Origin of the sequence: Kitasatospora sp. NBC_01287 (genome assembly GCF_026340565.1) — a bacterium.
GTDB lineage: Bacteria > Actinomycetota > Actinomycetes > Streptomycetales > Streptomycetaceae > Kitasatospora.
The window spans coordinates 3711243-3733286 of record NZ_JAPEPB010000001.1; the positions used below are offsets into that span (position 1 = coordinate 3711243).

Below are 22044 nucleotides of genomic sequence, written 5' to 3' on the forward strand. Positions count from 1 at the left end.
GCTCAGGGCGTCGCGGGGCCGGCGTGGCGGGCGCGTCGCGGGGGGCTCAGGGCGTCGCGGGGCCGGCGTGGCGGTGGACGGGAGGTGGCCGGACACGCGACGGGGCCCGGGTCCGGCCGGTGTACACCGATCGGACCCGGGCCCCGCAGGGCGCGCCGTGCGCGCACAGCGCGAGAGTCAGCCGCAGGCCTGCTTCAGGGCCTCACCCAGGGCGCTTGCCTCATCCGGAGTGAGCTCCACCACCAGGCGACCGCCGCCTTCGAGCGGAACTCGCATGATGATGCCCCGCCCCTCTTTGGTGACCTCGAGCGGGCCGTCACCCGTCCGCGGCTTCATGGCCGCCATGCTCGTTCCCCTTCCTGCAACCGCTCAGCTACGTACCAGCAGTCCGTCCACCGCCGGTATCGAACGCATTGATCGGAAGCCATTATCCCGCATTCGGCGCCCCGATGACCAACATCACTCTTTCCGCACCAGGGGCCACACCGGCACAGACCGGCTGATTCCGCCCCAGGAACCCCCTCGCCCGACCGGGCGAAGGGGCATCAGTTGCCGCACCAGGCCTGCCCCGGACCGCTGACATCCCGGTCACCAGGGGCCGGCGGGCCGTTCGGGGACCGATCGCGCGCAGGGGGTGGCAAAGGTGCGCCACCTCACACTCCCGCAGCTCGGCGCGCTCCGGCATGCTGACTCAGGTCCGCGGTGTTACCGATCGGTTGGGAGCCCCCTCGCATGTCCGACTCCGTCCTGTACGAGCTCGACGGTCCGCTGGCCGTCATCACCATCAACCGCCCGGACGCGATGAACGCGCTGGACGTCCCGACCAAGGTGGCGCTGCGCGACACCGTGACCGCCGCGTCGGCCGACCCGGCGGTGCGCGCGGTGCTGCTGACCGGCGCCGGGGACAAGGCGTTCTGCGTCGGCCAGGACCTCAAGGAGCACCTCGGCCTGCTCAAGCGCGGCGACGAGACCGGCGAGCCGCCGCTGAAGACGGTGGCCGAGCACTACAACCCGCTGGTGCGGGCGCTGGCCGGGATGCGCAAGCCGACGGTGGCCGCGGTCGGCGGCGTGGCGGCCGGCGCCGGGGCCTCGCTGGCCTTCGCCTGCGACTTCCGGATCGTCGCCGAGACGGCCGGCTTCAACACCTCCTTCGCCGGTGTGGCGCTGACCGCCGACTCGGGCGCGTCGTGGACGCTGCCGCGGCTGGTCGGGCACGCCAGGGCCACCGAGCTGCTGATGTTCCCGCGCACCGTGAAGGCCGCCGAGGCACTCACCCTCGGGCTCGCCACCCAGGTGGTCCCGGCCGCCGAACTGGCATCCGCCGCACGCGAGTTCGCCCAGCGGCTGGCGACCGGTCCGACGGTGGCGTACGGCGCGATCAAGGCCGCGCTCGACTTCGGCGCCTCGCACTCGCTGAGCGAGACGCTGGACCAGGAGGACGTGCTGCAGACCCTCGCCGGCGCCAGCGAGGACCACCGGATCGCGGTCGCCGCCTTCCTGGCCAAGGAGACGCCCCGGTACGTGGGGCGCTGAACGAGCGCCGGACGGGCTCCCGGCGGGCACCGGCGGGCACCGGCGGGCACAGGGCCGGGGGCCCTCAGCGGGCGTGGCAGTCGACCAGGTGGTCGTTGACCAGCCCGCAGGCCTGCATCAGCGCGTAGGCGGTGGTCGGGCCGACGAACCGGAAGCCGTGCCGCTTGAGCTCCTTTGCCAGCGCCGTGGACTCCGGGGTGATCGCGGGCACCTCGGCCAGCGTCCTGGGCGCGGGCCGGTCCGGCTCGCCGGCGAACCGCCAGACCAGCGCGTCCAGGCCCCCGTCCAGGGCCTGGGCCGCGCGGGCGTTGGCCACCGCCGCCGCGATCTTCAGCCGGTTGCGGATGATCCCGGCGTCCTGCAGCAGCCGGGCCTCGTCCTGCTCGGTGAAGGCCGCCACCGCGGCGATCTCGAAGCCCGCGAAGGCCGCCCGGAAGCCCTCCCGGCGGCGCAGGATGGTGATCCAGGACAGGCCGGACTGGAACGCCTCCAGGCAGATCCGCTCGAACAGGGCGTCCTCGCCGTGCACCGGCTTGCCCCACTCGGTGTCGTGGTACGCCCGGTAGTCGTCCGCCGACTCACCCCAGGGGCAGCGCAGCAGGCCGTCGGGTCCGGCCAGCGCGTCGGTCACTCCTGCTCCGCGCGCTCGGGCGTGTCCAGCACGGTCGGCACCGGGCCGACAGCCGTGGCGCCGTGCGGCCCGCCCGCCCCGGCGCGCTCCTCACGGGCCCGCAGCGGGCGCTCGGCGGCCTGCTGGGCACCGACCAGTGCCCCGGCCTGCCCGGGCTGCCGTGCGGCCTCCTGCGGCCCGTCCGCGCCGTCGTCCGTCGCGCCGTCAGCCACGCCGTCCGCCGCGTCACGCGCCCCGGCGTCCTGCCCGGCGGCCGCGGCCTCCAGCTCGGCGATCCGCGAGTCGCGGTAGGCGAGCTCGGCGCCGAGCCGGTCGAGCACGTCGTCGACCTCGTCCATCCGGTAGCCCCGCACCGCCATCGGCAGCCGGATCCCGTCCACGTCCTGCCGGCTGAGCGGACGCTCCTGCGGCAGCCTGGCCGCGATCCGGTCGTGCACGGCCTCCGGCAGCGAACCACCGCCGCCCAGTGCCACCAGCGCGGCACCGCCGACCACCACGGCCATCGCCACCACGATCACCCAGAACACGAGCTGTCCTCCCGACGCGTGAGTATGCGGCCGTGTGAGGGATCATGGTCCCTGGGTAGGCCGGGGCCCCATCATCGCACCAGGGGTCGCCCTGGATCGATACCGGCGATACCCGCGATACCTGACCGCGACGGCTGAGGGAGCGAAGGTGGCACTGCGCCTGGGAACGCGCGAGTTCGGCGCGGACGAACTGGTGGTCATGGCCATCGTCAACCGCACCCCCGACTCCTTCTTCGACCGCGGGGCCACCTTCGCGGACGAGGCCGCCTTCGCCGCCGCCGACAAGGCGATGGCCGAGGGCGCGGCGATCCTGGACATCGGCGGGGTCAAGGCCGGCCCTGGCGAGGAGGTGACGGTCGAGGAGGAGCTGCGGCGCACCGTGCCCTTCGTCGCCGAACTGCGCGAGCGCCACCCCGGGGCCGTGATCAGCGTGGACACCTGGCGACACGAGGTGGGCGAGGCGGTCTGCGAGGTCGGGGCCGACCTGCTGAACGACGCCTGGGGCGGCGTCGACCCGGAACTCGCGGCGGTCGCCGCCCGGCACGGCGCCGGGCTGGTCTGCACCCACGCCGGCGGCGCCGAGCCGCGCACCCGGCCGCACCGGGTCGGCTACGAGGACGTGATGGCCGACATCCTGGCGGTCACCGTCGGGCTGGCCGAGCGGGCCGCCGCGCTCGGTGTGCGGCGGGACGGGCTGATCATCGACCCGGGTCACGACTTCGGCAAGAACACCCGGCACTCGCTGGAGGCGACCCGGCGGCTGCCGGAGATGACCGCGACCGGGTTCCCGGTGCTGGTCTCGCTCTCCAACAAGGACTTCGTCGGCGAGACGCTGGACAAGCCGGTCGACGAGCGCCTGCTCGGCACCCTGGCCACCACCGCGGTCTCGGCCTGGCTCGGCGCCCGGATCTACCGGGTGCACCAGGTGGCCGAGACCCGGCAGGTGCTGGACATGGTCGCCTCGATCCAGGGCACCAGGCCACCGGCCGTGGCCCGCCGGGGCCTGGCCTGACGAGGGCTGGCCTGACGAGGGCTGGCCTGACGAGGGCTCACCCGCCCGGCGCCGGACCGCTCCGCGGGCCCCGGGACGCTCAGATCTCGTCGCCGGGGCGGCGGGCCTCGGCCAGGATCTTCAGCACCTCGTCGATCTCGTCGGTGACGTGGAAGAGCTCCAGGTCGGCCGGCGAGGCCTTGCCCTGGGCGACCAGGGTGTCCCGCAGCCAGGCGACCAGCCCGCTCCAGTAGGCGCTGCCGAAGAGGATCACCGGGAACCTGGTGACCTTCTTCGTCTGCACCAGGGTCAGCGCCTCGAAGAGCTCGTCCAGCGTGCCCAGGCCGCCGGGCAGCACCACGAAGCCCTGCGCGTACTTCACGAACATCGTCTTGCGGACGAAGAAGTAGCGGAAGTTGAGGCCGAGGTCGACGTACTCGTTCAGCCCCTGCTCGAACGGCAGCTCGATGCCGAGCCCGACGCTCAGGCCGCCCCCCTCCGAGGCCCCCCGGTTGGCGGCCTCCATCGCGCCCGGACCGCCACCGGTGATCACCGCGTAGCCGGCCTCGGCCAGCGCCCGCCCGATCGCCACCCCGGCGGCGTAATCGGCGGAGTCGACCGGCGTCCGGGCCGAGCCGAAGACGCTGATCGCGGCCGGGAGTTCGGCCAGTGTGCCGAAGCCCTCGACGAACTCCGAGGTGATCCGCCAGACCCGCCAGGGATCGGTGTGCAGCCAGTCGGTGGGGCCGGTGGTGTCCAGCAGGCGCTGGTCCGTGGTGCCCGGCTCGACCTGGTCCCGGCGCAGCAGCACCGGGCCCTTCCGCTTCTCCGGCCAGCTCTTCTTCGGCGGCTCGGCCCCCGCGGGGGTCGGCTCCACCAGCTCCGGCCCGTGGCCGAAGCGCCGTTCGTCTGCGCCGTCCTGCGCTGATGTCCCTGTCATGACGAAACTGTACGCCCGGCACGGGTGCCGCACGGGGAACCTCTGGCAGGCAAGCAGCTGACGGGACGGCGACGCCTTGCCGCGCGTCGCCGTCCGGGCGGTGGCGTCACGCCGCGGTGAGCCAGGCACGCAGCTTGCGCTCGACCTCGGCGATCGCGCTCAGCGAGACGTGCTCGTCCCGCTTGTGGGCCAGGTTCGGGTCGCCGGGACCGAAGTTGACCGCGGGCACGCCGAGCGCGCTGAACCGCGCCACGTCGGTCCAGCCGAACTTGGCGCGGGCCTCGCCCCCGGTGGCCGCCAGGAACGCCTGGGCGGCCGGCTGGCCGAGACCGGGGAGCGCGCCGGGCGAGGAGTCCACCACCTCGAAGGCGAAGCCCGCGAAGACCTCGCGCAGGTGCGCCTCGGCCTGGGCCTCGCTGCGGTCGGGCGCGAAGCGGAAGTTGACGGTCACCACGCACTCGTCGGGGATCACGTTTCCGGCCACCCCGCCCGTGATGCCCACCGCGTTGAGGCCCTCGCGGTACTCCAGACCGTCGATCTCCACCCGGCGCGCCTGGTAGGCGCGGAGCCGGGCGAGCACCTCGGCGGCCTGGTGGATGGCGTTGTCGCCGTTCCAGCTGCGGGCCGAGTGGGCGCGCACGCCGGTCAGCATGATCTTGATCCGCAGGCTGCCCTGGCACCCGCCCTCGACCATCGCGCCGCTCGGCTCCATCAGCACCGCGAAGTCGGCCGCCAGCCAGTCGGGGTGTCGGGCCACCAGGTGGCCCAGGCCGTTGCGGACCGCGTCGACCTCCTCGCAGTCGTAGAAGACGAAGGTCAGGTCCCGGTTCGGGTCGGGCAGGGTGGCGGCCAGCCGCAGCTGGACGGCCACCCCCGACTTCATGTCCGAGGTGCCGCAGCCCCAGAGCACGTCGCCCTCGACCCGGGAGGGGACGTTGTCGGCGATCGGCACGGTGTCCAGGTGACCGGCCAGCAGCACCCGCTCGGCGCGGCCCAGGTGGGTGCGGGCCACCACGTTGTTGCCGTAGCGGTCGACGGTCAGGTGCGGCAGGGTGCGCAGCGCGGCCTCGACGGCGTCGGCGAGCGCCTGCTCCTCCCCACTGACCGAGGGGAAGTCGACCAACTGGGCGGTGAGCGCACCCCCGTCCAGGGTCAGGTCGAGCGCGGTCGGGGCACTGGTTGCGGGCAGGCTGCTCATGGTCGGAGAGCCTAGCCGCGGGCGCCTCGCGGGGGCTCGCGTGCCACACGCTCGCCGCGAAGGTGCTCCGGCCGCGCAACCAGCGAGGACCGCGGCGTCGTCCGCATCGGTGGCGACTGAGTACGGTGTGCCAGGTAGTGGGCGGGAAGATCGCCGGGTGATCGCAAGATGAGAGGGGCCACGGTGGCCATCGAGGAGGAGCCGGCCCGTGGCCGTCGTCGGCGGCGCCGACCACTGGGCTGTGTGCTGACGGCGCTGCTGCTGGTCGCCGCGGTGGTCGCGGGGCTGGTGCTGTGGAACCGCAACCACAACGAGGTGGCGGCCGAGCAGTGCGAGGTCACCCCGGCCGGCGGCAAGCCGATCGCGATGGACCTGGACCAGGGCTCGAACGCGGCGACCATAGCCGCCGTGACGATCGCGCGTGGGCTGCCGGAGCGGGCGCTGACCATCGCCCTGGCCACCGGGCTGCAGGAGTCCAAACTGCACAACCTGGCCGGCGGCGACCGCGACTCGGTGGGCCTCTTCCAGCAGCGGCCGTCCCAGGGCTGGGGCACCGAGCAGCAGATCCTGGACCCGGTCTACGCGACCAACAAGTTCCTGGACGCGCTGGTGAAGGTGCAGGGCTACGCCCGGCTGCCGCTCACCGAGGCGGCCCAGGACGTGCAGAAGAGCGGCTACCCCGGCGCGTACGCCAAGCACGAGGCGAATGCCACCGCTCTCGCCGAGGCGCTGACCGGGCGGGCGCCGGCCGCCTTCAGCTGCACGGTGCACGAGTTCACGCAGCCGGTCACCGCCGACGACCCGGGCTCGGGCTCGGACTCGGGCTCGGACTCGGGCTCGGACTCGGGCTCGGACTCGGGCTCGGGCTCGGCGAGCGGCTCGCCCGGCCCGAGCGGCGCGGCGGGCGCCGCCGGCAGCGCGCAGCAGCTGACCGACCGGGTCCGCCGGGAGTTCGGCCAGGCGGTCAGCGCGGCTCCGGCGACCGGGGCCGGCATCGCGGGCGGGGGTGGCGGGAGCACCGCGAGCGGAAGCGGCGGGACCGTCGCGGGAGCAAGCGCCGCCGCGGGGACGGCGTTCGCGCTCACCCCCAATCCGGCGGCCAACACCGACACCGGGGCGGACGCGCAGGCCCAGAGCGGCTGGGCGGTGGCGCAGTGGGCGGTGGCGCACGCCCAGGAGCTCGGCATCGGCACGGTGGACTACGGCGGCCAGGAGTGGCGGATCGACCGCTCCGCGGCCGGCTGGCAGGCCCGGCCGGGCGCCGGGAGCGCGAGCCAGGTGCTGGTCAGCCTCGGGATGCCCGCCGGGAAGAAGTGACCGGGGGAGCGGTCGAGCCTTCATGGCCAGGCGTCATCGGTCATCGGTCATCGGTGATCGGTGATCCGGGATCGGTCACCCGTCACCCGTCACCCACGATCGTCAAGGGATGTTGACGGATACCCGGCCGAGTGCCCCTCCGACGGGTGAACCCGGGCTCGCCCGCTGGACGCCCCCGCAGGGGTGACGCCGGCCCTCCGGCGCGACCGCCGGTGCGCTCGATCGCGCGTGGCCGGCCTGGCGGGGCAAGGGAAGTGACGTTTTTTCGACGGTCCCGATGGTGGCCCGGAGCCCGGCCGTCGGAAAAGCGATCATGCGATCTTTGAGGTCTCTTTACGTTCGGCGACCGAAACCTTCTCGCTCCTCAAGCGGTAGTACACGGCGTCCGCCCGGCGGACCTGCCGTGTCGTCACTTCTTAGGAGCACCATGTCCCTCCCCCTCTCGCGCCGGATCGCCCAGGCCGCACTGCTCGTCGCGGCCAGTGCGACCCCGCTGGTCGCCGCCGGGTCGGCATCCGCCTCCCAGCTGGTCCCGCAGGGCACCGACCTCGGTCAGGGGATCAGCAGGCTGGACGGCGTCACCGCGAACTCGAACCTCAAGACCGAGGCGCACCAGCTGGGCCAAGCGCTGGGCACCACCGGCGCGGTACTGAGCGGGACGGCGGTGCCGGCCGCCGCCGACACCACGGGCACGGCCGCGGCCAACACGCTGCCGCAGACCGACAAGCTGACCGACCCCGCCCAGTTGGTCGACCAGCTCGGCCACCACGACGGCTCCACCACGAGCGCCAACGGCCAGCTGGCGGACGCCGCGGGCAAGGTCGCCATGCTGACCCCGCTGGGGCCCCTGGGCGGGCTGGCCGGCGGGGCACTGCCGGGTGCGGCGCCGCGCGCGATGCCGATGATGGGGCAGGCGCCCGCGATGCCCGCCATGCCGCTCTCCGGCGCGGGCTCGCTGCCGGGCGCCCCCAGCGTGAGCGGGGTGGACAAGGTGGTGAACGGCGACACGCTGAGCAACCCGGTCGACGCCACCGGCAGGCTGGCGGGCCAGATCCCGGCCACCAGCAGCCTGGCGAAGTCGCTGCCCAGCCAGCAGCGGCTGACCTCCGCGATGCCCGACACCAGCCACACCCTCGGCTCGGTGCCCATGCTGGGGCAGCTGACCGGCTCGCTGCCCGCCGCGCAGCACCTGGGCACCCTGCCGAACACCGATCACCTGACCAACGGCATGCCGGACACCGGCGACCTGCTGCAGCACCCCGCCCAGAGTGCCGACGCCCTGCACCTGCAGCAGCTGACCGGCCAGGCCGGCGAGAGCACCCACCGGCTGGGCGGGCTCCCGGACCTGGGCAGCAGCGTGACCAGCCTGCTCGGCGGGGTGGGCGGGACGGCGCAGCACATGCCGTCGGTGAGCTGACACGGCTACTGGCTGAGGGCGGCTGGCAGCTGACTGCTGCCTGCTGCCTGCTGCTGTCGATGGCGGGCGGCGACCGCGCTTGCCGATGACGGGCGGCGGGCGGCGGATGTCAGTTGACGGCGGTCAGGTGACCGCAGGGGGATGGCAGAAAACAGCTGACGGCTGACAGAATCTGAAATCTGTCAGCCGTCAGCTGTTTTCGCGTCGCGGTCACCGGCCACCGCGTCGCGGTCATCGGTCACCGGTCATCGGCCATCAGCGACCAACCAGTGGTCACCGATCACCGCGCAACCGTCACCCGCCCAGCCGCTTCACCGCCGCCGCGACCCGCTCGTCGGTCGCCGTGAACGCGACCCGGACGAAGCGGTCACCGGACGGACCGTAGAAGTCACCAGGCGCCACCAGGATCCCCAGCTCCGCCAGGTACGCGACGGTGTCCCAGCAGGGCTCGTCACGGGTGGCCCACAGGTAGAGGCTGGCCTCGGAGTGCTCGATCCGGAAGCCGTGCTCGGTCAGCGCCGCCCGCAGCGCCGCCCGCCGGGCCGCGTAGCGGGCCCGCTGCTCCGCCACGTGCACGTCGTCTCCGAGCGCCGCGATGGTGGCCGCCTGCACCGGGGCCGGCACGATCATGCCGCCGTGCTTGCGGATCTCCAGCAGCTCCCGCACCACCACCGGGTCGCCCGCCACGAAGGAGGCGCGGTAGCCGGCCAGGTTGGAGCGCTTGGAGAGCGACTGGACGGCGAGCACCCCCTCGGTCGAACCGCCGCAGACGTCGGCGCGCAGCACCGAGACCGGCTCGGCCTCCCAGCCCAGCTCCAGGTAGCACTCGTCGCTGACCAGCAGCACCCGGTGCTCCCGGGCCCAGGCCACCGCGCGCCGCAGTTCGTCGGCGCTCAGCACCCGGCCGGTGGGGTTGGACGGCGAGTTCAGCCAGAGCAGCCGCACCCGGGCCGGGTCCAGCTCGGCGACGTCGTCGTACTCCACCGGCTCGGCGCCGCAGAGTCGGGCGCCGACCTCGTAGGTGGGGTAGGCGAGGCGCGGATAGGCCACCTGGTCACCGGGGCCCAGGCCGAGCTGCCCGGGCAGCCAGGCCACCAGCTCCTTGGAGCCGACGGTCGGCAGCACCGCCTCGGGCCCGAGTTCGGCGCCGCAGCGCCGCCGCAGCCAGTCGGCGATCGCCTCGCGCAGCGCCAACGGCCCCCAGACGGTCGGGTAGCCCGGGGTGTCGGCGCTGGCCGCCAGCGCCCGCTGGACCAGCTCGGGGACCGGGTCGACCGGCGTGCCCACGGAGAAGTCGCACAGCCCGTCCGGGTGGGCCAGCGCGGTCGCCTTGTAGGGCTCCAGCTTGTCCCAGGGGAAGACCGGCAACAGGTCGGAGACGCGACGCGCCGCCCCCGGGTGACCCGGGAACGGCGCGCGCGGTGCGTTGGTGCTCACAGGCTCAGTGCTCGTCCTGGTTCTGCGGGGGCAGGGCGGCGATGAACGGGTGGTCCCGCTCGATCAGACCGAGCTTCGAGGCGCCACCGGGCGAACCGAGGTCGTCGAAGAACTCGACGTTCGCCTTGTAGTAGTCCTTCCACTCCTCCGGAGTGTCGTCCTCGTAGAAGATCGCCTCGACGGGGCAGACCGGCTCGCAGGCGCCGCAGTCGACACACTCATCCGGGTGGATGTAGAGCGAGCGCTCGCCCTCGTAGATGCAGTCGACCGGGCACTCTTCGATGCACGCCTTGTCCTTGACGTCGACACAAGGCTGCGCGATGACGTAGGTCACGCTGTCGTTCCTCCTCGGTTGGGCCCGGGGCCCAAACTATCTGCTTGCGTGCGCGGGTGAGCGCGGCGTCGTCGATGCCCGCCCCTAGTATCGCGGGTCAGAGACTACAAATGCACCGGAGGTCAGCTTGAGCGGCACCCCGATTCCGGTCGGCGCCAACCCCGAGGTCCGGATAGGCCCTGCTGACGTGGGACGACGCGTGTCCGTACGGCGGATCGAGGCGGCCGTGGAGCCGGCCACCGGGCGGGCGTCGTTCCGCGATGTGATCGGTGTGCTCACTACGTGGAACGATCATGAGCTGATCGTAGTCGCCCGTGACCGTTCCGAAACACGAATTCCGGTCAATCGCCTGGTCGCGGGCAAAGTGGTGCCCCTCTTCCCGGCCCGACCCGCACCGCTGCCCGCGGTCGACCCCGTCGAGCTGCAGCGGGTCGCCGCCCGCGGCTGGCCCGCCGTCGAGCAGCAGCCGCTGGGCGAGTGGACCCTGCGTGCCTCGGCCGGCTTCACCAGGCGGGCCAACTCGGCGCAGGCCCTCGGCGACCCCGGTCTGCCGCTGCCGCGGGCGCTGGAGCGGGTGCGCGCCTGGTACGCCGAGCGCGAGCTGCCCGCCTGGATCGAGGTGACCGTCCCGGGCTCGCCCACCGAGCTGGCCGCGGAACTCGACCGGCTCGGCGCCCACCACTCCCCCACCCTGGTGCGCACCGCCCCGCTGGCCGCGCTGGCCAGGGCGGGGCGGAGCGGGCAGGGCGAGCGGGTGCGGCTGTCGCGCACCGCCGACGCCGGGTGGCTGTCGGTCTACCGGCGCAGCAGCGGCGATCCGGCCCAGGAGCGGGCCGCCCAGCAGGTGCTGCACGGCGGCCCCTCGGTTTGGTTCGCCGCCGTGCCCGACCCGGGCGGAGCGGCGCCGCTGGCGATCGGACGCTGCGTCATCGACGGCCCCTGGGCCTGCTTCGCGGCCGTCGAGGTGCGCCCCGAGGCACGCCGGCAGGGCCTGGCGACAGCGTTGATGGCGGTGCTCGCGGCGCGCGCGGCGGAGGAGGGCGCGCGGGGCGCCTACCTGCAGGTGGAGGCCGGGAACAGTGGTGCGCTCACGCTCTATGACGGCCTCGGCTTCACGACCAGTCACACTTACCACTACGCGCGTCTTCCATAGGAAGAGCCGTCCGCGTAGGTTCCCGGCAGACGTCGTTGCCGTCGACCGGGAACCCGCGGCACCCGTACGCCGAGAGCCGTCACGCACGAAAGCCACCGCAGCCATCGTGACCGAGCAGAGCAGAGCCCGCTTCCGCGCCGAGGCCAGGTCCGAGCAGCCCGATCCGGTGCTGCTCTGCCTGCTGGCCGCAGCCGAGCACACCCTGGCCGACCCGGGCTGGACCGAGGACGGCCATCTGGAGCCGCCCCCCACCCTGGAGGCGCTGCTGGCCGCCTGCCAGGCCGCCCTGGACCGGCACGCGGCGGCGGTGCGCCGTGCGGTGGCCGAGCGGCGCCCTGGTACGCCGGAGGAGACCGCCGCACTGCTGGCGGCGGTGCTCGGCGGTCGCGAGCGATTCCACGGACGGCGCTCGGACTACCGGCGGCTGGAGTCCTCGCTCCTGCCCGAGGTGCTGCGGCGGCGGCGCGGGCTGCCGATCACGCTCTCGCTGGTCTGGTCGGCGGTGGCCGCGCGGGCCGGGCTGACGGTGCACGGGATCGCGCTGCCGGGCCACTTCATCGTCGCGGTGGGCGGCCCCGAGCCGGGCGACGACTACGTGCTGGCCGACCCCTTCCACGGCGGCCGGCTGCTCTCCTCCGAGGACGCCGCCGCCCTGGTGATCGCCGCCGGGCACCGCTTCACGCCCGAACTGCTCACCCCTGCCCAGCCGCTGGACATCGCGCTGCGGGTCCTGGGGAACATCAGGGCCTGGGCGGGCGAGCGGCCCGAGCACGCCCGGGTCCAGTTGTGGGCGACCGAGCTGTCCTTGCTGCTACCCCGCCACCCGGCCCAACTGCGCCTGGAGCGGGCCGAACTGCTGGTCCGCACCGGCGACTTCCTCGGCGGAGCGGCCGAGATGGAGGACTACGCGCAGATCCTGGATGCCTTCGACCCGGACTCCGCCGCCCGGGTACGCCAGGACGCCAGGGCCGCCAGGCACCGGCTGAACTGAGCAACCACCAAACGGACCTGCCCCGGGCGGCCCGCTAGAGCCACCCCTTCTCCTTGGCGACCCGCACCGCCTCCGCCCGGTTGCGGGCGCCGGTCTTCTGGATCGCCATCGAGAGGTAGTTGCGCACGGTGCCCTCGGACAGGTGCAGCCGCCGGGCGATCTCGGCGTTCACCGCGCCGTCCGCGGCCGCCCCCAGCACCTCCAGCTCGCGCCCGGTCAGCGGGTTGGCGCCCTCGGCCAGCGCGGCCGCCGCCAGCGTCGGGTCGATCACCCGCTCCCCGCGCAGCACCCGCCGCACCGCCTCGGCCAGTTCGGCCGCCGGCGCGTCCTTGACCAGGAACGCGTCCGCCCCCGACTCCATCGCCTTGCGCAGGTAGCCGGGGCGCCCGAAGGTGGTGGCGATCACCACCCTGGTGCCCGGGCTGCGCCGCCGCAGCTCGGCCGCCGCCTCGATCCCGGTCATCCCCGGCATCTCGATGTCGAGCACCGCGACCTGCACCCGGTGCGCGAGGACGGCGTCGACCACCTCGTCCCCCCGGGCGACCTGTGCGACGACGTCGATGTCGCCCTCCAGTCCGAGCAGCGCCGCCAGCGCCTCCCGGACCATGCCCTGGTCCTCGGCGAGGAGAACTCTCACACGTTGTACGGGCGTCTCAGGGGCGGGCTTCTCCGGCGTCTCGTCAGTCATGCGCCCAGCCTAGGCAGACGTCAGGCCAAGCGGTGAGTCCCATCCCCCGGGCCGACTCGGCCACCAGCGCCGCCCAGTCCTCGGGCGTGAAGGTGACCACCTCGCCGGGACGCGCGGAGTCCCGCAGCGCCACCACCCCGAGGACGTCGACGGCATCGCTACCTGGCCACCAGGTTTTCCCCTCGCCCACGGGCTCAGCCGGTGCCGTCACGGCTCCTGCCGGTGCCGCCGAACAACCCTGGACGACCCGCGTGCGAGGCGGCGGAGAGGCCACGGCGGACAGTCACGTCGTCGGCGACGACGACAGCTGAAATGGATGAGACTTTGCCCGTCCATTTCCGTCGGCGCAGGTCGGCGATAAGAAGTGGAATGCACCGTTCCATTGGTTGCGGTGCCAATCATCAGCGCCGGAAGAGATCATCGAAGCACGCCAAACGGACATACCGCCGCAATACTGCCGCAATACTTCGGACCCCCAGGTCCGCGCGGTATGTCGGTGGCAGACCCTTGTAGGCGATCTTCTTGTCATGGTACGGTCGCATCACTCCTGCAACAAACTTACCTATTCACAAGATGGGAAGTCATACGTGCAAGGAAAGACCCTTCTTGCGACCACCGAGTCCGCTGCGGACCGTGTGATCGTGGTCTCTCTCATGAAATCCGGGACGCACCTCGTGCAAGAGCTGATGGTGGCTCTCGGATACGGAATCTACGGCCAGTCCCGCATTCCCGCGGAAATCCGGCCGGTCTTCGACGCCGAGACGCGCCGCGACATCACCGGCGCCGTCCTGGGCGCCGCCGAGGCCGAGCGGCTGGCCGCCGGCGACCCCGCGGCGTACGACAAGGCGGTGGCCAAGGCCTGGGACGCCTACGGCTGGTCCTGGCAGCTGCGCTTCGGCCTGCCGCTGGTGAACCGCTACGGCATGGCGAAGGTCAACGAGGAGCTGGTCGAGCGCGCCGTGCGGCGCACCGCGGCCACCGGCTTCGCGGACACCCCGGCGGGGGTGTGCTGGGTCCTGCCCGAGCTCGACATCAAGAAGCTCGACGGCGCCTTCCTCACCGAGTGGACGCAGCAGGGCGAGCCCCGCATCGTCTTCATGTACCGCGACCCGCGCGATGTCGTGCTGTCGATGGTGAACTTCCTGTCCGGGAAGACCGCGCAGGGCTACGGCAATTTCAGCGAATTCCAGGTCTTCAACCGGATCCTGACCTCGAAGGCGAGTCTGGAGGAGAAGCTGGAGTACGCACTGACCGACCCCTCCTTCCCCGGCGCCGGTGATTTCGAGCGTTCACTCTGGCTGCTGAACCACCCGAATGTCTGCAAGGTCTCCTTCGAGGAGCTGGTCGGCGCCAAGGGCGGCGGCTCGGATGAAATGCAGCAGCAGGCGGTGGCCCGGGTCTGCGAATTCCTGGGATTCGACAGCAGCCACCCGGATCTGGGCGGCAACCTGTTCCGCCGGGATTCGTTCTCGTTCTTCAAGGGACAGATCGGCAGCTGGCGCGAGAGTTTCACGCCGCGGCTGGAGCCGCTCGTGGAGAGCCGTCTCGCCGAGGTCATCAACCGCTACGGGTACAAGTGATGCCCGCCCCCGAGGCACTGGTCATCACCGATCCCGTGCTGCGGGCCTGCCTGGACGACGGGCCGCCCGACATCGGCTCCCTGTGGGAGCTGTGCATGCTCTTCGAGTTCGACCGCGAGGCGGTGGCCGACGGCATCGCCGCCTGGCTCGGCGACCCGGCCGGGCAACGGGTGCTGGACTGCGCCTGCGGCAGCGGCTTTCCCGCGCTGCAGCTGGTCCGCCGCGGCTACGACGTCACCTGCACCGACGGCAGCGAGCTGATGCTGCGCCACTTCCGCCGCAACGCCAAGGACGCGGGACTGGCCGTCGAGCCGAGCCTGCTGCTCTGGTCCGAACTGCCGCGGCGCCACGCCGGGGAGTTCGACGTGGTGATCAACCGCGGCGGCGGCAACTACAAGTACGCCGGCGCCTGGGAGCAGGAGAAGCTCCCCGACCGCGGCGCGATGGCCGAGGCGATCGGCCAGTGGGTGCGGTGCGTGCGACCCGGCGGCCGCTTCTACGTCGACATCGCCTCCGACAGCGACGCGGGCGGCGCCGACTCCTGGGAGACGGAGCACCCGCCGATGCTGGTCGGCGAGCACCGGGTCGAGCTGACCGAGCGGATCGCCGTGGACCGGGCGCGCGGCGTGCGGTCCTGGGAGAGCCGGCTGGTGGTCGACGGGACGGCGCACGAGTTCCGCCGCCTCTCGCACAGCATCACCAGCGAGGAGCTGGTCCAGATCCTGCGGGACTGCGGCCTGGTGGACATTCGGCTGACCGAGGTCGCCGGCGAGCACTACGACATCTACACGGCGATCCGCCCCTGAACCGCCGGGGCCCCTACGCCCCCCCTGCTCCGCGACCGGGGCCGGGCCCTGACGGGAATTCCACCCCACCCCACCGAACGACCGGTCAGCGGCCGTTTTCGGAGAATTCAGATTGGCATGCCCATGATAAACGGAACGGACGCCGCCGACCGCTGCCTCGTCCTGGTGCTCCGCAAGGGCTTCACCTCCCTCGGCGACCACCTGCAGACCCTGCTCGACCTGGCCGTGCGGGTGCACCTGGTCACCGTGGAGTCCCCCACCATCGCCGACGACCCGCGCTTCACCTCGGTGGTGCAGTTGCCGGAGAGCGCCTCGCACCGCGAGTTCGTCGACGCCGCCGTCGGGCGGGCCAGGGAGACCGGCGCCGCCGCCGTCTTCACCCTGCTGGAGACGGACATCGAGATCGCCGAGACCGCCAACGCGGAGTTCGGCAACGGCTGGGCCACCCCGGAGGCCGCATTCGTCTGCCGGGACAAGTTCCGCCAGCGCGAGTTCCTGCGCCAGCACGGGATCCCGAGCGTCTGGTACCACCCGGTCACCGACATCGACAAGGCGGTGGAGGTCGCGGCCGAGCGCGGCTTCCCGCTGATCCTCAAGCCCACCCGGGCGGCGGCCAGCGAGTTCGTCGAACTGGTCCAGGACGCCGACCGGTTGCGCGTCGCGCTGGACCGGATCAAGGCAATGATCGACGACAACTACGGCTTCTACTACGAGGGCGAGCCCACCGAGTGGGCGCTGCTGGAGGAGTACCTGCCGGGCCAGGAGGTCACCCTGGACGGCGTGGTGGTCGGCGGGCGGTTCATCCTCGGCGGCGTGCACAACAAGCTGGAGTCCTCGGGCCCGTACTTCCTGGAGGACCTCTACACGCTGCCGTACACCAACCCGGAGCGGGAGGACGAGCTCGCCGACATCGCCGCCCGGATCAACACCGGCCTGGGCACCACCACCTGCATGTTCAACGCGGAGCTGCGCCAGGGCGCGGACGGCGCGTTCCGGGTGGTCGAGTTCTCGATCCGGGTCTCCGGCGGCCACCCGTACCGGCACATCAAGGACGTCTACTCGATCGACCTGCTGCGGATGTTCGTCCGGGCCGCGTGCGGCGAGCCGGTCGACGACATCCTGGCCCAGGAGAACCGGCGCAGCGAGCCGCGGATGACGGTCTGCGCGAAGGTCGTCTACAGCAACGGCACGGTGGTGCGCAACAGCGTCGGCGAGGCCATCCACTCGCCGCACTTCAGGGTCTACTTCGCCACCGCCAAGCCCGGCCGGGTGGTGGCCGCGGGCACCCAGGGCTTCGACGCCACCGGCCTGCTCTCGGTCTGGATGCCGTGGCAGCCCGGCCAGGACCCGTCGGTGGTGCACAACGTCGCCAAGGAGCTGGCCCAGCAGCTGGACATCGACGTCCGCGACGAGGCCGGCCAGAAGTCGGCGCTGGCGTGATCGCGGTGCCGTCCGGTCGCGGCCGGTCCAGTAACGGCCGGTCCGAGGGCGGCCGGTGATGGGCTACGGCGCGCTCCACCGCAACCTGCAGATCCGCATCGTCGTCGGCGCGGTCCAGCGCTTCCTGTACATCATGTTCATGCCCCTGATGGCGGTCTACCTCTCCTCGCGGTTCGGGGTGACCAAGGCGGGCCTGATGATGTTCGCCTCCACCCTGCTGGAGATCACCGGGACCCTGCTGGGCGGGCACCTCTCCGACCGCCACGGGCGGCGGCCGCTGCTGCTGACCGGCGAGAGCGGCGTCGCGGCCGCCTACACGCTGATGGCGCTGGCGGCCGCCGCCTGGTGGGACAGCGCGCTGGTGGTGTACGCGGCGTTCGTGCTCAGCAACGTCGCGGCCAGCCTCGCACTGCCCGCCAACGACGCGATGGTCGTCGACGTGACCACCGTCGAGGTCCGCAAGCTCGTCTACACGATCAACTACTGGGCCATCAACCTGGCCCTGGCCTGCGGTGTGGTGGTCGGCGGGTTCCTGTACACCAAGTACTTCCCGACCATGCTGATCGCCGTCGCCGCCGGCGCCGCCGCGGTCCTCGCGGTGACCTTCCTCTGCATCTCGGAGACCGCGCCGCAGCGCACCGGCGAGCTGCCGAGCGGCGGGTACCTGCGCAACTTCGCGCTCGGCTACCGGCTGGTGCTGACCGACAAGGCGTTCCTGGCGCTGCTCTGCGCGGCGACCCTGCGCCAGGCGCTGGAGGTGCAGATCAACTACTACGTCAACATCCGGGTGAGCGGCACCATGCACGTCCAGCAGCTGTTCCGGCTGGGCAGTTGGCGGGCCGAGGTCAACGGTGTCGAACTGCTCGGCATCCTGCGGGCCGAGAACACCCTGCTGGTGGTCCTGCTCGCCTTCCTGGTGCACCGGATGCTCAAGCGGGTCGGCGACCGGCTGCGGCTCTACCTCGGCGTGGCGCTCTTCACCGGCGGCACCATGGTGCTCGCGGTGGGCGGCTTCGCCTGGCTGCTGATCGCCGCGATGCTGGTGCTCACCGTCGGCGAGCTGCTCAACCTGCCGGTCCAGCAGACCATGCTCGCCGAGCTGGTATCCGACCAGGACCGCACCAAGTACATGGCGATCTTCAACCTCAACGTCAGGGTCGCGCTGCTGCTCGGCTCGCTCGGCATGATCGTCGCCCCGCTGCTGCGGAGTTGGGGCATGGCGGCGCTCTACGGCCTCTTCGGCCTGCTGGTCATCGGCGGGTACCGCCGGGTGCTGAGCATCCGGGCCAAGGCCGCGCCGGCGGCGGAGCCCGTCCCGGTGCCGGGCGGCGCGGGCTGAGCGGCCCGCACCCGGCCGCACCGCCCGTACCCCAGCACCACACCTGCCCCGCGGCCCCCCGCGACCCCCGGCGACCCCTCTCGACGACCCACGGAGTGACACGATGCCCGTTCCCGACGCCGACCCGCCGCAGCCCAGAGCTGGCGACGACAGCCTGGCGGTCCGACTCGCCCAGGGCGCCGGCGACCTCCTGCTGCGGACCCGCGCGCAGAGCACCCTGACCGGCCGGGCCCTGGGCGCCGCCGGCGACGCCGCCGCGCACCACTGGATCGCCGGGGTGCTGCGCGAGCAGCGCCCGGCCGACGCGCTGCTCTCCGAGGAGGGCGCCGCCGACCCGGCCCGGGTGGCGCAGCGCCGGGTCTGGGTGGTCGACCCGCTGGACGGCACCAGGGAGTACTCCGAGGGGCGCGACGACTGGGCGGTGCACATCTGCCTGGTGGTGGACGGCGTCCCCGCCGCTTCCGCGGTCTGCCTGCCCGCCTCCGGCGCCACCTACGCCAGCGCCACCTACGCCGGAGCCGCGCCGCCCGCCCTGCCGGCCCGCCGACCCGGCGTGCCGCGGATCCTGGTGAGCCGCAGCCGGCCCCCGGAGGTGGCTGTCCGGGTGGCCCGGCAACTCGGCGCCGAGCTCGTCCCGATGGGCTCCGCCGGGGCCAAGACCATGGCCGTGCTGCGCGGCGAGGCCGACGCCTACCTGCACGCGGGCGGCCAGTTCGAGTGGGACTCGGCCGCCCCGGTCGGCGTCGCCCTCGCCGCCGGCCTGCACGCCTCGCGCCTGACCGGCGAGCCGCTGCGCTACAACCAGCCCGACCCCTACCTGCCCGATCTGGTGGTCTGCCGACCGAAGTTGGCCGCCCGGCTGCTCGCGGCGATCACGCAGGAGACGCGGTTATCCGACAAGGGAGGCCATTAGATGCGCTCGCTGTCGTACCTGGAACGGCTCGAGTCGGAGAGCATCCACATCATCCGGGAGGCGGTCGCCGAGAGCGAACGCCCGGTCCTGCTCTACTCGATCGGCAAGGACAGCTCGGTCCTGCTGCACCTGACCATGAAGGCCTTCTACCCGGCCAGGCCGCCACTGCCGCTGCTGCACGTCGACACCACCTGGAAGTTCCGGGAGATGATCGACTTCCGCGACCGGACGGCCGCCGAGCTGGGGCTCGACCTGATCGTCCACCAGAACCCCGAGGCGCGCGCCAAGGGCATCAACCCCTTCGACCACGGCGCCTCCCAGCACACCGACCTGTGGAAGACCCAGGGGCTGCGGCAGGCGCTGGACGCCCACCGGTTCGACGTCGCGCTCGGCGGGGCCCGCCGGGACGAGGAGAAGTCCCGGGCCAAGGAGCGGGTCTTCTCGATGCGCTCCGCGCAGCACCAGTGGGATCCCCGGCGCCAGCGCCCCGAGTTGTGGCACCTCTACAACGCCAGGCGCTCCGGCGGCGAGTCGGTGCGGGTCTTCCCGCTCTCCAACTGGACCGAGCTGGACGTCTGGCACTACATCTACCTGGAGAAGATCCCGATCGTCCCGCTCTACCTGGCCGCCCGGCGCCCGGTGGTGGAGCGCGACGGGATGCTGCTGATGGTCGACGACGAGCGCTTCCGGCTCGCCCCCGGCGAGCGGCCCCAGCAGCGGCAGGTGCGCTTCCGCACCCTCGGCTGCTACCCGCTGACCGGCGCGATCGAGAGCACCGCCGACACCGTCCCGGCGATCCTGCGCGAGGTGATGACGGCCCGCACCTCCGAACGGCAGGGGCGGGCGATCGACCACGACACCGCGGGCGCCATGGAGCGCAAGAAGCAGGAGGGCTACTTCTGATGACGCCGGACCTCACCGCGGACGTCGAGGAGTACCTGCTCGCCCAGCGGGACGTCGGCCAGCTGCGCTTCCTGACCTGCGGCAGCGTGGACGACGGCAAGAGCACCCTGATCGGCCGGCTGCTGCACGAGGCGGGGCTGGTGCTGGAGGACCAGAGCGCCGCGCTGGCGGCCGACTCGCTGCGCTCGGGCACCACGGACGGCGAGCCCGACCTGGCCCTGCTGGTGGACGGGCTGCTGGCCGAGCGCGAGCAGGGCATCACCATCGACGTCGCATACCGCTACTTCGCCACCGCGCGGCGGCGCTTCGTGGTCGCCGACACTCCGGGCCACGAGCAGTACACCCGCAACATGGTCACCGGCGCCTCCACCGCGGACGTCGCGGTGATCCTGGTGGACGCCGCCAAGGGCCTGCTCACGCAGACCCGCCGGCACAGCTTCCTGGTGCACCTGCTGGGCATCGAGCAGGTGGTCCTCGCGGTCAACAAGCTGGACGCGGTGGACTACTCGCGCGAGGTCTTCGAGCGGATCAGCGCGGAGTACCGCGCCTTCGCCGCGGGCCTGGGGCTGACCGGGGTGACCTGCATCCCGCTCTCGGCGCTGCGCGGCGACAACGTCACCGCGCCCAGCCCGCACACCCCCTGGTACTCCGGGCCCTCGCTGCTGGAGCACCTGGAGACGATGCCGCTGCCCGGTACCGCCGCCGACCCGAGGGCCTTCCGGCTCCCGGTGCAGCGGGCCAGCCGGCCGAGCGCGGACTTCCGCGGCTACGCGGGCCAGGTGGCCGGCGGCAGCGTCCGCCCCGGCGACCGGGTGCGGGTGCTGCCCTCGGGGCAGGAGGCGCGGATCGCCCGGATCGTCACCTGGGACGGCGACCTGGACGAGGCGGTGGCCGGCCAGTCGGTGACCGTCACGCTGGCCGAGAAGGTCGACGTGAGCCGCGGCGACCTGCTCTGCGCCGCCGACTCCCCGGCCCAGGTGGCCGACCGCTTCGAGGCCCACCTGATCTGGCTGGACGAGCAGCCGCTCACCCCCGGCCGCCGCTACCTGGTCAAGGCCGGCACCCGGGTGGTCGGCGGGACGGTGACCGGGCTGCGGTACACCGTCGACGTCAACACCCTGGAGCAGCGGCCCGCCGAGCAGCTGGCGCTGAACGAGATCGGGGTCGGCGAGCTGGCGCTGGAGCGGCCGGTGGCCTTCGACCCGTACCGGGCCAACCGCGACACCGGCGGCCTGCTGCTGATCGACCCCGAGTCGCAGGCCACGGTCGGCGCGGTGCTGCTGGACGGCCCGCTGCGGCAGGCCGCCAACCTGCACTGGCAGGCGGTGGACGTGGACAAGCGGGCCCGGGCGCGGCTCAGCGGCCAGCGGCCGTGCGTGGTCTGGCTGACCGGGCTCTCCGGTGCCGGCAAGTCCACCATCGCCAACGCCCTGGAGCGCCACCTGCACGGCCTGGGCAAGCGCACCTACCTGCTGGACGGCGACAACGTCCGGCACGGCCTCAACCGCGACCTGGGCTTCACCGAGGCCGACCGGGTGGAGAACATCCGCCGGGTCGCGGAGGTGGCCGCGCTGATGGTGGACGCCGGGCTGATCGTGCTGGTCTCCTTCATCTCGCCGTTCCGGGCGGAGCGGAACATGGCCCGCCGGATGGTCGAGGACGGGGAGTTCTGCGAGGTGTTCGTGGACACCCCGCTCGCCGTCGCCGAGCAGCGCGACCCCAAGGGGCTCTACCGCCGGGCCCGGCAGGGGCAGATCAGCGACTTCACCGGCATCGACTCGCCCTACGAGCCCCCCGAGCGCCCGGACGTCTGGATCGACACCTCGGCGCACCAGCCCGAGGCGGCGGCCCAGTTGATCGTGCGGCGGCTGCGCGCCATGGGCGTGCTCAGCTGAGTCGCCGTCAA

Annotated in this window: 22 protein-coding genes; 13 read left to right on the plus strand and 9 right to left on the minus strand. The window is 72.7% G+C overall.

All coding sequences use genetic code 11. The features are described from left to right. Window positions 1–177: 177 nt before the first annotated feature. A complete protein-coding gene (locus tag OG455_RS15520; protein WP_083976644.1) occupies window positions 178–345 on the minus strand; it encodes a DUF3117 domain-containing protein in 168 nt (55 codons plus the stop codon). 387 nt (window positions 346–732) lie between these two features. Between OG455_RS15520 and OG455_RS15525 the strand changes: the two genes are divergently transcribed. Beyond that, a complete protein-coding gene (locus tag OG455_RS15525) occupies window positions 733–1533 on the plus strand; it encodes an enoyl-CoA hydratase/isomerase family protein (RefSeq protein ID WP_266294085.1) in 801 nt (266 codons plus the stop codon). Window positions 1534–1597: 64 nt separating this feature from the next. On the opposite strand, the gene OG455_RS15530 is transcribed toward OG455_RS15525, so the two are convergent. Continuing rightward, a complete protein-coding gene (locus tag OG455_RS15530) occupies window positions 1598–2164 on the minus strand; it encodes a DNA-3-methyladenine glycosylase I (protein WP_323185515.1) in 567 nt (188 codons plus the stop codon). After that, window positions 2161–2691 (minus strand): DivIVA domain-containing protein, encoded by a 531-nt coding sequence (locus OG455_RS15535; protein WP_266294087.1) that lies wholly within the window; start codon window positions 2689–2691, stop codon window positions 2161–2163. The genes OG455_RS15530 and OG455_RS15535 overlap by 4 nt, the downstream gene beginning before the upstream one ends. A gap of 199 nt (window positions 2692–2890) precedes the next feature. On the opposite strand from OG455_RS15535, the gene folP reads away from it, so the two are divergent. Continuing rightward, the gene (gene folP / locus OG455_RS15540; RefSeq protein WP_266300809.1) at window positions 2891–3703 is read left to right on the plus strand and encodes a dihydropteroate synthase; all 813 of its coding nucleotides are present in this window, start codon (window positions 2891–2893) and stop codon (window positions 3701–3703) included. Window positions 3704–3782: 79 nt separating this feature from the next. Here folP and OG455_RS15545 read toward each other — a convergent pair whose 3' ends face one another. Next, window positions 3783–4622: a TIGR00730 family Rossman fold protein gene (locus tag OG455_RS15545; protein WP_266294089.1), complete on the minus strand. Its 840-nt coding sequence runs from the start codon at window positions 4620–4622 to the stop codon at window positions 3783–3785. Between the two features lie 106 nt (window positions 4623–4728). Then, on the minus strand, window positions 4729–5820 hold the full coding sequence (gene dapE / locus OG455_RS15550) for a succinyl-diaminopimelate desuccinylase (RefSeq protein WP_266294091.1): 1092 nt from the start codon (window positions 5818–5820) through the stop codon (window positions 4729–4731). A 168-nt stretch (window positions 5821–5988) separates the two neighbouring features. Between dapE and OG455_RS15555 the strand changes: the two genes are divergently transcribed. Together OG455_RS15555 and OG455_RS15560 are read left to right on the plus strand one after the other, a co-directional pair. After that, window positions 5989–7137, plus strand: a complete 1149-nt coding sequence (locus OG455_RS15555) for a hypothetical protein (protein ID WP_266294093.1) — start codon at window positions 5989–5991, stop codon at window positions 7135–7137. Between the two features lie 427 nt (window positions 7138–7564). Then, window positions 7565–8554, plus strand: coding sequence for a hypothetical protein (locus OG455_RS15560; RefSeq protein ID WP_266294095.1), 990 nt, complete (start codon window positions 7565–7567; stop codon window positions 8552–8554). A 294-nt stretch (window positions 8555–8848) separates the two neighbouring features. Here OG455_RS15560 and dapC read toward each other — a convergent pair whose 3' ends face one another. Further along, a complete protein-coding gene (gene dapC, locus OG455_RS15565; protein ID WP_266300810.1) occupies window positions 8849–9925 on the minus strand; it encodes a succinyldiaminopimelate transaminase in 1077 nt (358 codons plus the stop codon). Window positions 9926–9995: 70 nt separating this feature from the next. Further along, window positions 9996–10325: a ferredoxin gene (gene fdxA / locus OG455_RS15570; protein WP_266294097.1), complete on the minus strand. Its 330-nt coding sequence runs from the start codon at window positions 10323–10325 to the stop codon at window positions 9996–9998. Between the two features lie 367 nt (window positions 10326–10692). Here fdxA and OG455_RS15575 point away from each other — a divergent pair, with 367 nt between their 5' ends. Together OG455_RS15575 and OG455_RS15580 are read left to right on the plus strand one after the other, a co-directional pair. Beyond that, window positions 10693–11478, plus strand: coding sequence for a GNAT family N-acetyltransferase (locus tag OG455_RS15575; RefSeq protein ID WP_323185516.1), 786 nt, complete (start codon window positions 10693–10695; stop codon window positions 11476–11478). A 106-nt stretch (window positions 11479–11584) separates the two neighbouring features. After that, on the plus strand, window positions 11585–12469 hold the full coding sequence (locus OG455_RS15580; RefSeq protein ID WP_266294099.1) for a transglutaminase-like domain-containing protein: 885 nt from the start codon (window positions 11585–11587) through the stop codon (window positions 12467–12469). 34 nt (window positions 12470–12503) lie between these two features. Here OG455_RS15580 and OG455_RS15585 read toward each other — a convergent pair whose 3' ends face one another. Further along, window positions 12504–13157 carry a response regulator transcription factor gene (locus OG455_RS15585; protein WP_266294101.1) on the minus strand — a complete coding sequence of 218 codons (654 nt, stop codon included), beginning with the start codon at window positions 13155–13157 and terminating at the stop codon, window positions 12504–12506. Next, a complete protein-coding gene (locus tag OG455_RS15590; protein WP_266294103.1) occupies window positions 13150–13347 on the minus strand; it encodes a DUF397 domain-containing protein in 198 nt (65 codons plus the stop codon). The genes OG455_RS15585 and OG455_RS15590 overlap by 8 nt, the downstream gene beginning before the upstream one ends. A gap of 397 nt (window positions 13348–13744) precedes the next feature. On the opposite strand from OG455_RS15590, the gene OG455_RS15595 reads away from it, so the two are divergent. The 7 genes from OG455_RS15595 to cysN all read left to right on the plus strand — a co-directional run bounded on the left by OG455_RS15595 (window position 13745) and on the right by cysN (window position 22033). Continuing rightward, window positions 13745–14737, plus strand: a complete 993-nt coding sequence (locus OG455_RS15595; protein ID WP_266294105.1) for a hypothetical protein — start codon at window positions 13745–13747, stop codon at window positions 14735–14737. Next, window positions 14737–15543, plus strand: coding sequence for a class I SAM-dependent methyltransferase (locus OG455_RS15600; protein ID WP_266294107.1), 807 nt, complete (start codon window positions 14737–14739; stop codon window positions 15541–15543). Before OG455_RS15595 ends, OG455_RS15600 begins: the two co-directional genes overlap by 1 nt. A gap of 117 nt (window positions 15544–15660) precedes the next feature. Continuing rightward, the gene (locus OG455_RS15605) at window positions 15661–16983 is read left to right on the plus strand and encodes an acetyl-CoA carboxylase biotin carboxylase subunit family protein (protein ID WP_266294109.1); all 1323 of its coding nucleotides are present in this window, start codon (window positions 15661–15663) and stop codon (window positions 16981–16983) included. 58 nt (window positions 16984–17041) lie between these two features. Then, complete coding sequence (locus OG455_RS15610) at window positions 17042–18322, plus strand: MFS transporter (RefSeq protein WP_266294111.1); 1281 nt, start codon at window positions 17042–17044, stop codon at window positions 18320–18322. Window positions 18323–18425: 103 nt separating this feature from the next. After that, window positions 18426–19235 (plus strand): 3'(2'),5'-bisphosphate nucleotidase CysQ, encoded by an 810-nt coding sequence (locus OG455_RS15615; RefSeq protein ID WP_266294113.1) that lies wholly within the window; start codon window positions 18426–18428, stop codon window positions 19233–19235. Next, a complete protein-coding gene (cysD, locus tag OG455_RS15620; protein ID WP_266294115.1) occupies window positions 19236–20138 on the plus strand; it encodes a sulfate adenylyltransferase subunit CysD in 903 nt (300 codons plus the stop codon). Beyond that, window positions 20138–22033, plus strand: coding sequence for a sulfate adenylyltransferase subunit CysN (gene cysN, locus OG455_RS15625; protein WP_266294117.1), 1896 nt, complete (start codon window positions 20138–20140; stop codon window positions 22031–22033). Before cysD ends, cysN begins: the two co-directional genes overlap by 1 nt. Window positions 22034–22044: the final 11 nt, after the last annotated feature.